The sequence below is a fragment of the Oceanivirga salmonicida genome (assembly GCF_001517915.1).
GTDB lineage: Bacteria > Fusobacteriota > Fusobacteriia > Fusobacteriales > Leptotrichiaceae > Oceanivirga > Oceanivirga salmonicida.
Genome location: NZ_LOQI01000044.1, coordinates 1 through 13,658, shown reverse-complemented (window position 1 = coordinate 13,658; position 13,658 = coordinate 1). Strand labels below are relative to the sequence as shown.

10 protein-coding genes are annotated in these 13,658 nt (G+C 27.3%); 2 read left to right on the top strand and 8 right to left on the bottom strand.

What is annotated here, in order from left to right:
- Positions 1-15: 15 nt before the first annotated feature.
- From AWT72_RS05920 to AWT72_RS05885, 8 genes are all read right to left on the bottom strand, one after another.
- Positions 16-690, bottom strand: a complete 675-nt coding sequence (locus AWT72_RS05920; protein ID WP_067142276.1) for an AzlC family ABC transporter permease — start codon at positions 688-690, stop codon at positions 16-18.
- Positions 687-3,212, bottom strand: a complete 2,526-nt coding sequence (locus tag AWT72_RS05915; protein ID WP_067142273.1) for a DNA polymerase — start codon at positions 3,210-3,212, stop codon at positions 687-689. Before AWT72_RS05915 ends, AWT72_RS05920 begins: the two co-directional genes overlap by 4 nt.
- Entirely contained in the window at positions 3,190-4,437 is a 1,248-nt protein-coding gene (locus AWT72_RS05910; RefSeq protein WP_067142270.1) for an L-serine ammonia-lyase, iron-sulfur-dependent, subunit alpha, read from the bottom strand. The genes AWT72_RS05915 and AWT72_RS05910 overlap by 23 nt, the downstream gene beginning before the upstream one ends.
- Positions 4,437-5,675, bottom strand: coding sequence for an FAD-dependent oxidoreductase (locus tag AWT72_RS05905; RefSeq protein ID WP_067142267.1), 1,239 nt, complete (start codon positions 5,673-5,675; stop codon positions 4,437-4,439). The genes AWT72_RS05910 and AWT72_RS05905 overlap by 1 nt, the downstream gene beginning before the upstream one ends.
- A 142-nt stretch (positions 5,676-5,817) precedes the next feature.
- Complete coding sequence (locus AWT72_RS05900; protein WP_067142264.1) at positions 5,818-7,056, bottom strand: FAD-dependent oxidoreductase; 1,239 nt, start codon at positions 7,054-7,056, stop codon at positions 5,818-5,820.
- A gap of 131 nt (positions 7,057-7,187) precedes the next feature.
- Entirely contained in the window at positions 7,188-9,047 is a 1,860-nt protein-coding gene (locus tag AWT72_RS05895) for a PTS fructose transporter subunit IIABC (protein ID WP_067142260.1), read from the bottom strand.
- Positions 9,044-9,952 (bottom strand): 1-phosphofructokinase, encoded by a 909-nt coding sequence (pfkB, locus tag AWT72_RS05890; protein WP_067142257.1) that lies wholly within the window; start codon positions 9,950-9,952, stop codon positions 9,044-9,046. The genes AWT72_RS05895 and pfkB overlap by 4 nt, the downstream gene beginning before the upstream one ends.
- Positions 9,953-10,660 carry a DeoR/GlpR family DNA-binding transcription regulator gene (locus tag AWT72_RS05885; RefSeq protein WP_067142254.1) on the bottom strand — a complete coding sequence of 236 codons (708 nt, stop codon included), beginning with the start codon at positions 10,658-10,660 and terminating at the stop codon, positions 9,953-9,955.
- Between the two features lie 374 nt (positions 10,661-11,034).
- On the opposite strand from AWT72_RS05885, the gene AWT72_RS05880 reads away from it, so the two are divergent.
- The gene (locus AWT72_RS05880; RefSeq protein WP_067142251.1) at positions 11,035-12,204 is read left to right on the top strand and encodes an NAD(P)-dependent malic enzyme; all 1,170 of its coding nucleotides are present in this window, start codon (positions 11,035-11,037) and stop codon (positions 12,202-12,204) included.
- Between the two features lie 44 nt (positions 12,205-12,248).
- Positions 12,249-13,526: a 2-hydroxycarboxylate transporter family protein gene (locus AWT72_RS05875; RefSeq protein ID WP_067142248.1), complete on the top strand. Its 1,278-nt coding sequence runs from the start codon at positions 12,249-12,251 to the stop codon at positions 13,524-13,526.
- Positions 13,527-13,658 lie beyond the last annotated feature (132 nt).

Genomic DNA, 13,658 nt, shown 5'->3' with positions numbered 1-13,658 from the left:
AAATGATATGGAGTTTTACAATTTTATTGTAGTGTATTTTATTATAGTTGCAATTATAGGTGCTAATGTAATAGATAATAATATTACAATAGCGGGTTGTAGGTTAAGATTACTTAATAGTAATTTTATAGAAATTGTTAATATAACAATAAATATATATTTTTTATTTTCTAAAATAATACTTACTAATAGACTTACAAATATAGCATAAAGTACGAAATTAAGTGTTATGCTATAATATTCTGGAATGTAATCACCTATTATTGAGCCTAATAGTGTAGAGAAGCAAAAGAATAAGTAGCCTATAAAGCCAAATCCTAGGGTTTCGTGGGCATTAAAGATGTTTTTAGCAGTTAGGTATGCCACGCCCTCATCAGTGAGCATTAGAGAGCTTAATAACTTAATTTTAAAGTTTTCATTTTTTTGCTTTTTAATAACTGGCAAATTAATTAAAATATATCTAACATTAACCAATATAGCAGGTATTATTAAATCTATTATATTAGATGCCACAGAATAAAATGTAAGTATAATAATTTGACTATTACCAGCATAAATTAAAAGTGACATTAAAAATATTACATAACTAGGTATACCTAAATTTTTAGACATAAGCCCAAGTGCTATCGCATAAGGAATATATGCAATCGCTATTGGTAAGCCTAGTTTCATGCCGTTTTTTATTCTCATTTAAGTTCTCCCCAATTATCTCCAACAGTGTAATTTACTTTTAATTTAACATTTTCAAATTTTATAGTATTTTCCATTATTTTTTTAATTTCTTTAACTTGTTTTTCTACATTTTCTTCTTTAATTTCAAATATTAATTCATCATGCACCTGTACTAATATATTATAGCCAAGATTATTAAGTTTAATCATGACAATTTTTAAAATATTAGCGGCAGTACCTTGTATTACTGTATTTATAGCCATTCTTTTAGCTTGTTCAAGTACAAAAGAATTAGAAGATTTTAGTCCATTAATGTATCGTTTAGAACCAAATAAGGTTTCAACATAAACATTTTCATTTGCTTTTTCTATTATTTTATCAAGAAATGTTCTAACAGTAGTATATTTTTCAAAATATGCATTTATGTATTTTCTAGCATCATTAATATTGATTTTTAATTCTTTTGATAATCCATATGCAGTTTTACCATATAGTACACTAAAATTAATTATTTTAGCTAAATCTCTTTCATTTTTAGAAATTTTTCCTTCATATTTTTCGAATATTTTTCTAGCAGTTTGTTCATGTAAATCCAAATCATTATTGTACGCTTCTAATAATGCAGGGTCTTTTGATAATTCTGCAAGAACTCTAAGTTCTATTTGAGAATAGTCAAAAGAAACTAGTTTATAGCCTTTTTTAGCAATAAAACAGGCTCTAATTTTATTTCCGTTTTCATTTCTAGCAGGTATATTTTGTAAGTTAGGATTTAGTGATGATAATCTACCTGTAACAGTACCAGTTCCATTAAATACTGAATGAACTCTTAAATTTTTATCAGCAAATTTAGGTATAGATTCTATATATGTCGACACTAATTTTTTATATTCTCTATATGTTAAGATATAGTCTGCAATTTCAATACCACGAAGTGATAATTCTTCTAATACACTTGCATCAGTTGAATACCCTGTTTTAGTTTTTTTGATAGTTTTAATATTTAGTTTTTCAAAAAGAATTTCTGCTAATTGTTTAGGAGAATCTAAATTAAATTCGCAACCTGCAATTTCAAAAATTTTCTTTTCATATTCATCTGTTATTTTACTAAATTCAATATTTAATTTATCAAATTTTTCTTTGCTTATCATTATACCTTCTTTTTCCATGTTATATAAAACTGAAATTAAAGGTTTTTCAATATTATCATATGTTTTCATAGTGTCTAATTTTTTTAATTTTTTTTCTAATACTTTTCTTAATTCAAAAATACCTAAGGTAATTTTTATAGAATTTTTTCTTAATTCTTCTTTTGTAGTCTTTTTAAGTAAGGTTTTACCATAAATTGGTATATTTATGTGGAGATAATGTTCTAATATATATTCAATATAGAATTTTGAATGAGTATTTATTATATATGCAGCTATTAAATTATCAAAAAAATTATCTTTTAATTTTAAATTTTCGTGCATATATTTTTTTGCATCAAATAAATTGTAGTACACATTAGGATTAAACTCACTTAAATCAAATGGTTCACTACTATATATATTTTCATTATCGTCAATAATATTTAAAAAGTTATCATCTGTATATAGAGTAATTTCTTTTGAATTATTAACTATATTTATAATTTCATTTTTAGTTACTATATTAAATGTTAAATCTTTTTTTTCTTTTGCAGTTTCTTCATCAAGTTGTTTATATAGTTGATTTAATTCTAAATCTTTATATATTTGCTTTAGTTTTGGAATATCTTTATCACTTACACTTAATTTTTCAATATTTACATTTAAATCAAGATTTTTATTAACTATTGCAAGTTCACGAGATATGAAAGCTAATTCTTTGTCGTTTATTAATTTTTCTTTCATTTTACCTTTGATTTCTTCTATATGTTCATATAGATTTTCAAGAGTACTATATTCGTTTATTAATTTTGAGCCTGCAACTTCTCCTATACCTTTAACACCTGGTATGCCATCTGAAGCATCTCCTTTAAGACCAAAAAAGTCAGGTATATATTCAGGGTATACATTTATATATTCTTTTACTTCTTTTCTATTTTTGATTATGATATCTTTTCCTAAGAAGTGTATAAATACTTTTTCATCATCAGAAATTAGTTGTTGTAAATCTTTATCTCCTGTAACTATATGGGCTTCCATGTTATTATTTTTAGCATATTCAGCTAAACTTGCTATAACGTCATCTGCTTCATAACCCTCACAAGTAAATTTTTCTATACCATAAGCATCAATTATATCTCTTATAATTTCTAATTGTGGAACTAATTCTTCTGGCATACCTGTTCTATTTGATTTATATTCTTTAAAAATTTCTAATCTTTTTAATCCAGATCTACTAACATCAAAAGCAGCAGCAATATAATCAGGTTCTATATTTTTAATAGCAATTTCTAGTTGTTTTACAAAACCAAAAACAGCTCCTGTATGCATACCTTTGGTATTTACAAGTCTAAATAAAGCATAATGTGATCTATACATTATGGCACTGGTATCAATAATTAGTAGTTTCTTCATTTTTGTTTTCCTTTTTTAATAATTTTTCATAATATTTTGCAAGACCACCAGTAGATGTTTCTCTATAAGCTGGTGCCAAATCTTTTCCTGTTTCTGCCATAGTGGTTACAACATCATCAAATGATATTACATGATCTGCTCCTACAGAAGTTACATAATTGGCTGTATTTAATGCTTTAACAGCAAAAACAGCATTTCTTTCTATGCAAGGGACTATTACATAACCACCTACAGGATCACATGTCATACCTAGGGCATGTTCTAATCCACTTTCTGCTGCATACTCTATTTCATCTATACTTGCTCCTAAAAAATATGCTGCCATCGCAGAAGCCATAGAACAAGCTGAACCTATTTCGGCTTGGCAACCACCTTCAGCACCTGATATAGTTGCATTAGTTTTAATTAGAGTACCTATAAGACCAGCAATACCTAACCCTCTAGCAGTAGTTGTATCATCTAATTCGAATTCTTCTTTCATTGCAATTAATACAGCAGGGATTACTCCACAAGCTCCACAAGTAGGTGCTGTAACTACTGTACCACCTGAAGCATTTTCTTCTGATGTTGCTAAAGCATAGGCAAAGATTTTCTTAGATAATTTTAAAGCATTTTTAGCATTTAAATATTCGTTATACATGTCATGTGCTTTTCTTTTTACTTTTATTTTTGCAGGGAGATTTCCAGTTTTATTTAAACCTTCTTTAATAGTTTTTTCCATAGATATTTCTATTTCATTTAAAAATTTCCAAATATCAGAACCTTCGTTTTCTTCTACATATTCCCATAATTCTTTATTATTTTGTTTACACCAACTAATAATGTCTTTTAAATTACTAAGTTCATATGTTTCTTTTAAAGTTAAATCTTCTATTTTACCATCTTGCATTTCCTGTATAGTACCACCACCTACTGAAAAGACTTCCCATTCTTTTAGTACTTCATTTCCATTGTATGCTATAAATTTCATATAATTAGTATGATAAGGGTGTACTATGTCAGCATGCCATAATATTTCAACCTTTTTAGGTGCTAAAGTTTCAATAATTATTTTATCAGTCATATGACCACGACCTGTAGCAGCTAAACTACCATAAAGATTAACTACATAATGTGTAGCATTAGGATACATTTTTTTAAAACTGATTGCTGCTCTTTCTGGTCCTATAGTATGAGAACTTGAAGGACCACGACCTATTTTAAATAATTCTTTTAAACTATCCATTATTTTATTACCTTTCTATAAAGAACTAATAGAGGATTCCAAACACTTGAGTTTGTTGGAGAATAGCAAAAATCTATATTTATAAATTCTGATATAGGAAGTTTGCTATATATTACTATTGCTAAACTATCTATGAATTGAGCAGTAGCCTCATAACCAACTGCAAATGCACCTAAAACTATATTTTTATCTATATCATATATTATTTCAACTTTATTAGGTTTATAATTTTTAAAACCTGAATTTTTTGTACTAGCATTTAATGTAATACTTTTAGCATTATGACCTAATTTTATGGCTTTATCTAGACTAAGACCAGTTCCTGCAACTTTAATATCAAAGTATGAAGTTGCAAAACTTCCTAGTGTTCCATACCATTTTCTTTTATCACCTGATAAATTAGAGGCTAGTAAATAACCGTGTTTATTAGCGATATCACCTTGTGGAGAATATTGATAAATATCTTCTCCTATATATTTATTATATACACTATCACCTATGGCATAGACATCTTGTACACTAGTTTCAAAATATTCATTAACTATAATTTTACCATCTAAAGTTTTTAATTTATTTTCTAAAAAATCAATATTTGGAGTAATTCCTGTTGCATAAACAACCATGTCAAATTCATCTAAATTATATTCTTTTGTATTTGGTAAAAAGTTAAGTCCGCTTTCTTTTATTTTATCAAATAATTCAGTCTTTATATTTTCACTAATATCTGGGAAAAGTGTGTTATTTGCTTCTAATAATGTAACATTTATATCTCTTTTAATAAAACTTTCTGCTAACTCTATACCAACAAAACCACCACCTATTATACAAGCATTTTTGATTTTTCCGCTATCAATAGCATCTTTGATTTTTATAGCATCACTAGCGTTATTTAAAGTGTATTCTTTTTGGATTTTAGCCTTAGCTCCAACTGCAATTACAAGTTTATCATAAAAATGCTTTTCATCATTTACTAATACATATTTTTCATCAAAATTAACACTAGTGACTAAAGAATTTATTCTTACATTTATACCTTTAGTTATAAAGTCTTGTGGTTCTCTTAAGACTACATGGCTAAAATCTAATTCATTTGCTATATAATAAGGTGTAGGACAACCTGCCCAAGATACAAACTTACCTTTTTCAAATACTGTTATCTCGCTATCAGGATTTTTCTTTTTAAATTGTGAAGCAAACATCATACCAGATGCTCCACCACCTATAACTATTATTTTCATATGCTATTTCCTTTCTTAATTTATAATTTTTTCTTAATAATATTTTAACACTTAAAATTGTAATTTACAAATATAAATAATAAAAAACTAAAACTTTTCAGTCTTAGTTTTTCTTTTTTTTATAACTCTTTTAAACCATCTATTATTTTATTACCTTTCTATAAAGAGCTAATAAGGGATTCCAAATACTTGAGTTTGTTGGAGAATAGCAAAAATCTATATTTATAAATTCTGATATAGGAAGTTTACTATATATAACGATTGATAAACTATCTATAAATTGAGCAGTAGCCTCATAACCAACTGCAAATGCACCTAAAACTATATTTTTATCTATATCATATATTATTTCAACTTTATTAGGTTTATAATTTTTAAAACCTGAATTTTTTGTACTAGCATTTAATGTAATACTTTTAGCATTATGACCTAATTTTATGGCTTTATCTAGACTAAGACCAGTTCCTGCAATTTTAATATCGAAGTATGAAGTTGCAAAACTTCCTAGTGTTCCATACCACGCTCTTTTATCACCTGATAAATTAGAAGCTAGTAAATAGCCATGTTTATTAGCAACATTGCCTAGTGGAGAATATTGATAGATATCTTTTCCTATATATTTATTATATACGCTATCACCTATAGCATATACATCTTGTATACTAGTTTCAAAGTATTCATTAACTATAATTTTGCCATTTAAAGTTTTTAATTTATCTTCTAAAAAATCAATGTTTGGAATAATTCCTTTTGCATAAACAATCATATCAAATTTATCTAAATTATATTCTTTTGTATTTGGTAAAAAATTTAGACCACTTTCTTTTATTTTATCAAATAATTCAGTCTTTATATTTTCACTAATATCTGGAAAAAGAGTATTATTCGCTTCTAATAATGTAACATTTATCCCTCTTTTAATAAAACTTTCCGCTAAATCTATACAAACAAAGCTGCCAGCTACTATACAAGCATTTTTAATTTTACCACTATCAATAGCATCTTTAATTTTTATAGCATCACTAGCGTTATTTAAAGTGTATTCTTTTTCTATTTTAGCCCTAGCACCAACTGCAATTACAAGTTTATCATAGAAATATTTTTCATCATTTACTAATACATATTTTTCATCAAAATTAACACTAGTAACTAAAAAATTTATTTTTACATTTATACCTTTAGTTATAAAGTCTTGTGGCTCTCTTAAAACTACATGGCTAAAATCTAATTCATTTGATATATAGTAAGGCGTAGTACAACCTGCCCAAGATACAAATTTACCTTTTTCAAATACTGTTATTTTGCTATCAGAATTTTTCTTTTTAAATTGTGAAGCAAACATCATGCCAGATGCTCCACCACCTATAACTATTACTTCCATATGCTATTCCTTTCTTTGATTCCATAATTTTTTTTTAATAATATTCTAACATTTAAAATTGTAATTTACAAATATAAATAAGAAAAAACTAAAACTTTTCAGTCTTAGTTTTTCAATATGTTTTTCTATTATTAATTACTTGATTTTTTTAAAAGACCTAATAATACTGCACCTACTATACTTCCTATTAATATTGCTAATAGATATAATAAGAAATTTGAACTTAAGAACATAACTAATATTCCACCATGTGGTGCACGAATTTTAATATCAAATAGCATAGTTAATGCTCCTGCAAGTCCTGAACCTATTATACAAGCAGGTAAAACTCTAAATGGATTAGCTGCTGCAAAAGGTATAGCACCTTCAGTTATAAATGAAAGCCCCATAATATAGTTTGAAAGTCCTGCTTCTCTTTCTTCTTGATTATATTTATGTTTAAATATAGTTGTTGCTATTGCAATTGCTAATGGCGGAACCATTCCACCAGCCATAACTGCTGCCATTGCTGTTGAACCACCTGTTGCAACTGTTGATGCTAGTGTACCTGTACCAAATACATATGCTGCTTTATTTATTGGACCACCCATATCAACAGCCATCATTGCTCCAAGTACAGTACCTAATAAAATTTTAGAACTTGTACCCATACTAGCTAAGAAATTATTCATTGCTGTATTTATACTTCCAACTACTGGATTTAACGCAAATTGCATTACTAAACCAACTGTTAATACCGTTATAACAGGAGTTAATAAGATTAAGTTCATACCTTTAAATTGTTTAGGCATATTTTGTGTAGCATCAGAATATGCTTTTGTTACATAACCGGCCACAAGACCACCTATTATTGCACCTAAGAATCCTGAACCACCATCTTTAGCTAATGCTCCAGCCACAAGACCTGCTGCTAATGATGATTTTCCACCTATACTGTATGCTATATAACCACCTAAAATAGGAACAAATAATCCAAATGCTGTTCCACCTATTGTATTAAGTACTTTTGCTATATATGAAGTACTTCCATATGCTCCACCAACATCAGTATTTCCTGCTAATGAATCTGCTAAGAACCCTAACGCTATTAATATACCACCACTTATTACCAATGGTAACATATATGAAACACCACTTAATAAGTGATTATATAGACCTTTTTTATCACTGCTTGTATTTTTTTCATTTGAACTTGTTGAAAAGTTAGCAATTTTTCCTTTACCATCTAAGGTATCTTGTATTAATTGTTTTGCTTTGTTTATACCATCTTTGGCTCCAACTTTTATAACCTTATAACCATTAAATCTTTCTTCGTTAACACTTTTGTTAATTGCTAAAATTACTCCACTAGCCTTTTCTAAATCTTCTTTTGTGATTTCATTTTTTCTACCATCAGTTCCGTTAGTTTCAACTTTAATTGTCACTCCTAATTCTTTTGCGGCTTTTTTTAGAGAATCTGCTGCCATAAAAGTATGTGCTATACCTGTTGGACAAGCTGTTACCGCTACTACAAATCTTTCATCTTTCATAATTTCTTCTTCCTTTTCATTAGATTGTATTAAAGATATAATTTCTTCATAAGTTTTAGCGTTTAATAATTTTTCGATTTTTTCTTCATCTAACATTATATTAGCTAACTTAGTTAATATATCAATATGTAAATTAACTTCAGTCTCAGGAACTGCTATCATAAAGAATAATTTTGATTTTTCTTCTTCGCCTTCACTAAAATCTATACCCTCTTTAGATATAGCAATAAGTATTGCAGGTTCATTAACTGCACTTGATTTTGCATGTGGAGTAGCAACTACTCCTTCTAATGCTGTATGTGATAACTCTTCTCTGGCTAAAACATCTTTTAAAAATTTATCATGATCATTTATCACATCTGAGCCAAATGCTTTAACCATTTCAGATATTGCCGCATTCTTTTCACTAGCATGTAAATTAAAAATTACTTGATTTCTTTTTAGTAATTTTTCTAATTTCATATAATTACCTCCTGTATTTTTATGCTATTTTTTAATTTGTTTACCAATTCTTTTTCACCTATTCCGTATGAATAAGCAGTTGCAGAGCCACAAGCTACTGCTAATTTTAAACTTTCTATATCGTCTAAGTTTTTAGTATGAGCATGTATAAATCCTGCCACCATAGAATCACCTGAACCTATGGAATTAATATATATACCCTTAGGAATATCTGCTTTTAAATATTTTCCTTTTTTTACTAATATAGCCCCTTTACTCCCCATAGAAACTAATACATTTTCTACACCTTGATTTATAAATGTTTGGCATAATTCATATATTTGTTCATCAGTTTCTATTTTTATTGAAAAGACATCTTCTAATTCCTTTATATTAGGCTTTATTAATAAATTGTTGTGTATATTTTGTAATAATAAATTTCCTCTTGTGTCTAAAACAATTTTAGCCTTTGTAGCCATAGAAAACTCTTTATATATATCATTTTTTAATGAATTAGGAATAGAGCCTGCTAATACTAATATATCATCTTTATTTAGTTTTGAAATATATTCTTTTAATTTTTCTATATCTTTTTCTCCTATTTTAGGTGATATACCTGCTATTTCTGTTTCATCTAATTCATCATTTATTTTAACATTTATTCTCGTAATACCACTTATATGAATAAAATTATGGTTTATTTTCATTTCATCTAAACTATTTAATATGTATTTCCCGGTAAAACCAGCAATATAACCAAGAGAATAAGATGTATTTTCTAAATTTTTAAGCATGATAGAAACATTTATTCCTTTTCCACCTGCTCTAAAATTTATTTTTTTTGATAAATTTAGTTTTGCTTTTTTAAAGTTATCCAAATAAATGTCATAATCTAATGCTGGGTTAAGTGTTATCGTGTAAATCATTTAATTTATTTCTCCTTTTTCTGTTATAATATTTACATTATCATATTCTGAAAATTTAACATTTGAAATTTTGTTAAATTTAGAACTATCAGTTAAAATGTATACTTTTTTTGAATGTTTAATAGCCTTAGTTTTAATGTGGGCTTCTTCTATATCAGGGGTAGTAATTCCTTTCTCTTTATCTACACCATTAGCTCCAATAAATGCTATATCAAAATTAAATTTATCTAGTTGATTTAAAGTTTCTATTCCTACTGTTGCCTTAGTGCTAGGTTTTACATAACCACCTAATAAAATGAAGTTAATTTCATTTTTAATTAGTTTATTTATATGTTCTATACAATTAGTTATTGCTGTTATATTTTTTCCTTTTAAATAAGGTATGAGTTCAAATATAGTGGTACCAGCATCTAAAAAAATAATGAGATTATTTTTTATATATTTACTTGCTTTTTTTGCTACTGCTTTTTTTGCGCTTAAATTTTTTTTACTTCTTAAATTATAGTCTATATCTTGACTAATACTTTTATTTTCAATTCCACCTGATATTCTATTTAGAAGTCCCAATGTTTCCATTTTTATAACGTCTCGCCTTATAGTTATAGCTGAAACATTCATTTGTTTTTCTAAATCGGAATATTTTAGGTAATCAGAAATTTTTAAAAGTTCTAAAATTTTATCAAATCTTTGCTTTTGCAACTTTTTCATAATACACTCACCTTTCATTAGTATGAGTATACCCCTGTTTTTGAAAAAAAGCAATGATAAATTTTGAAAAAAATGAAAATAAAAGAAAAATATGGAATAAATATCTGATATTTGCATTTTGAGAAAACAATGGTATAAATATACTATAAAATTTAGTAAAGTTAAAAATGTTCTCAATAATAGGATTTGTTGAAGTAATTTATAAAACTAATATTTTAGTTAATTTTATTGATATTATTGACTAACTAAAAAAAATGTATAAATTTAATTTCTTTGATAAATGTATTTTATAATTAAGTATAGTTAATATAATACTTGCTTTTTTTTAAAATAATGATATAAATATAATACAATCAACAAAAGGAGGAATAAAAATGGATTATTCAAAAGAGAGTTTAAAGGTGCATGAAGAAAATAAAGGTAAAATTGAAGTTAGATCAAAAATAAAAGTTCAAAATTCTGATGATTTAAGTGTAGCTTACACTCCAGGTGTAGCTGAACCATGTAGAAAAATTAATCAAAGAAAAGAAGATGTGTATAAATACACTTCAAAAGGGAATTTAGTAGCAGTTGTAACTGATGGAACTGCAGTTTTAGGATTAGGTGATATTGGACCTGAAAGTGCTATGCCAGTTATGGAAGGTAAATCAATATTGTTTAAAATATTTGCAAATGTAGATGCTTTTCCCATTTGTTTAGATACGAAAGATGTAGATAAGATAGTAGAAACTGTAAAATTAATTTCACCTACTTTTGGTGGTATTAATTTAGAAGACATTTCTGCCCCAAGATGCGTAGAAATTGAAAAAAGATTAAAAAAAGAATTAAATATTCCTGTATTTCATGATGACCAGCATGGAACTGCAATTGTAGTAAGTGCTGGAATTATAAACGCATTAAAAATTGTAAATAAAAAAATAGAAAATGTTAAGATAGTAATTAATGGTGCAGGTGCAGCAGGTAGTGCAATTGCCAAAATGCTATTATCATTAGGGGTAAAAAAACTATTAGTATGTGATCGTGAAGGTATATTAAATAAAAATAATAATAAAAACTGGTTACAAGAAGAACTTGCTAATTTGACAAATAAAGATAATGTTGAAGGAACATTAAAAGATGCAATGGTAGGAGCTGATATTTTTATAGGTGTATCGGCAGGTAATATAGTAAATAAAGAAATGGTAAAAAGTATGAATTCTGATGCTATAGTTTTTGCTATGGCAAATCCAATTCCTGAAATATTCCCAGATGAAGCAAAATTAGCAGGGGCAAGAATTGTTGGTACTGGGAGATCTGACTATGCAAATCAAATAAATAATGTATTAGCTTTCCCAGGATTATTTAGGGGTGCATTAGATGCAAGAGCAAGTGAAATTAATGATGAAATGAATATTGCGGCAGCATATGCTATAGCCAATATGGTAAAAGAATTTGATCTTTGTGAAGACTTTATAATTCCTAATGCTTTAAATAAAGAAATTGCTGTTGAAGTGGCAAAAGCAGTAGAAGAAGCTGCTAGAAAAACAGGAGTAGCACAAATTTAATTTGATAAATAAGGAAACTAAAATAATAAGGAGACTAAAATATTATGGAGAATAAAAATGAATTTAAAATAATGGGAATTTCCCTTATAGTATTTGCAATTATAACGGCAGTTGTTTTAGGGGCTACATTTATGGAAGTTTTACCATCAGGAATGATAGGGGCATTTTCTTTAATGATGGTTTTAGGGGCTATACTTAATTTATTAGGAAATAAACTTCCTATTGTTAAAGATTATTTAGGCGGAGGTCCAATTGTTATAATCTTTGTTTCAGCTGCTCTTGTAGCTTATGAGGTTTTACCTGAAACATCTATAAAAATTATAGATAGTTTTATGAAAAAAGAAGGATTTTTAGATTTCTATATAGCAGCATTAATTACAGGAAGTATTTTGGGAATGGATAGAAAACTATTAATTAAAGCCTCTTTAAGATATTTACCAGTAATTATTGGTGGTGTTATAGCTTCATTTGCATTAACAGGAATTGTTGGAGTATTAATGGGATATGGTTTTAAAAATGCAATATTATATGTTTCATTACCTATTATGGGTGGTGGAATGGGTGCTGGTGCAGTACCGTTATCTCAAATTTTTGGTGCTAGTTTAAATGTTGAACCTTCAACAATATTATCAAAAATGGTTCCAGCAGTTGCTCTAGGAAATGCATTAGCAATTGTAGTAGCAGGTTTATCTAGTAAATTAACAAAAGGGAATTCAAAATTTTCTGGTGAAGGGAAATTAATGAAAACTCAAACAGATATAAGTTCAGAAAAAGAAAAAACACATTCTATTGATTATACTTTTTTAGGAATAGGATTACTTTTTTCAACTACATTTTTTGTGTTTGGAAAAATGTTAGCCAAATTTATACCATTACATTCTTATGCATTGATGATTTTGGTTGTTGCTATAATAAAAATGTTAGGAGTATTACCAAAAAAATATGAAATTTCATCTTTCCAATGGTTTAGATTCATTATGATAAATTTAACACCAGCATTGTTAGTAGGAATAGGGGTATCATATACTAATCTTAAAGAAGTTATAGGTGCTATATCAATAGTATATCTAATATTAGTAAGCACTACTATTATTGGTGCTTCTGTTGGTTCAGCATTCGTAGGAAATTTATTAGGTTTTTACCCATTGGAAGCTTCGATAACAGGAGGACTTTGTATGGCGAATATGGGTGGAACAGGAGATGTTGCAGTATTATCTTCTGCTGATAGAATGGAACTTATGCCATTTGCTCAAATATCATCAAGAATAGGTGGGGCATTTATGCTTCTACTTGCAACGGCTCTATTGAATCTATTTTTATAGCGAGAAATAAAGGATACTAATTAATTAGTATCTTTTTTTGTTATAATACAATAAGATAAATATTTTAAAAAGAATATTGTGAGACTCCATATTTATTTTCTATTATCTAAAATGTGAAGGCTCACTTAAAAT

Coding starts and splice junctions, on each gene's coding strand:
- AWT72_RS05895 (WP_067142260.1), bottom strand. CDS start 9,047: ATGAAATTAGAAAAATTACTAAAAAGAAATCAAGTAATTTTTAATTTA.
- AWT72_RS05900 (WP_067142264.1), bottom strand. CDS start 7,056: ATGGAAGTAATAGTTATAGGTGGTGGAGCATCTGGCATGATGTTTGCT.
- AWT72_RS05875 (WP_067142248.1), top strand. CDS start 12,249: ATGGAGAATAAAAATGAATTTAAAATAATGGGAATTTCCCTTATAGTA.
- AWT72_RS05880 (WP_067142251.1), top strand. CDS start 11,035: ATGGATTATTCAAAAGAGAGTTTAAAGGTGCATGAAGAAAATAAAGGT.
- AWT72_RS05885 (WP_067142254.1), bottom strand. CDS start 10,660: ATGAAAAAGTTGCAAAAGCAAAGATTTGATAAAATTTTAGAACTTTTA.
- pfkB (WP_067142257.1), bottom strand. CDS start 9,952: ATGATTTACACGATAACACTTAACCCAGCATTAGATTATGACATTTAT.
- AWT72_RS05905 (WP_067142267.1), bottom strand. CDS start 5,675: ATGAAAATAATAGTTATAGGTGGTGGAGCATCTGGTATGATGTTTGCT.
- AWT72_RS05910 (WP_067142270.1), bottom strand. CDS start 4,437: ATGGATAGTTTAAAAGAATTATTTAAAATAGGTCGTGGTCCTTCAAGT.
- AWT72_RS05915 (WP_067142273.1), bottom strand. CDS start 3,212: ATGAAGAAACTACTAATTATTGATACCAGTGCCATAATGTATAGATCA.
- AWT72_RS05920 (WP_067142276.1), bottom strand. CDS start 690: ATGAGAATAAAAAACGGCATGAAACTAGGCTTACCAATAGCGATTGCA.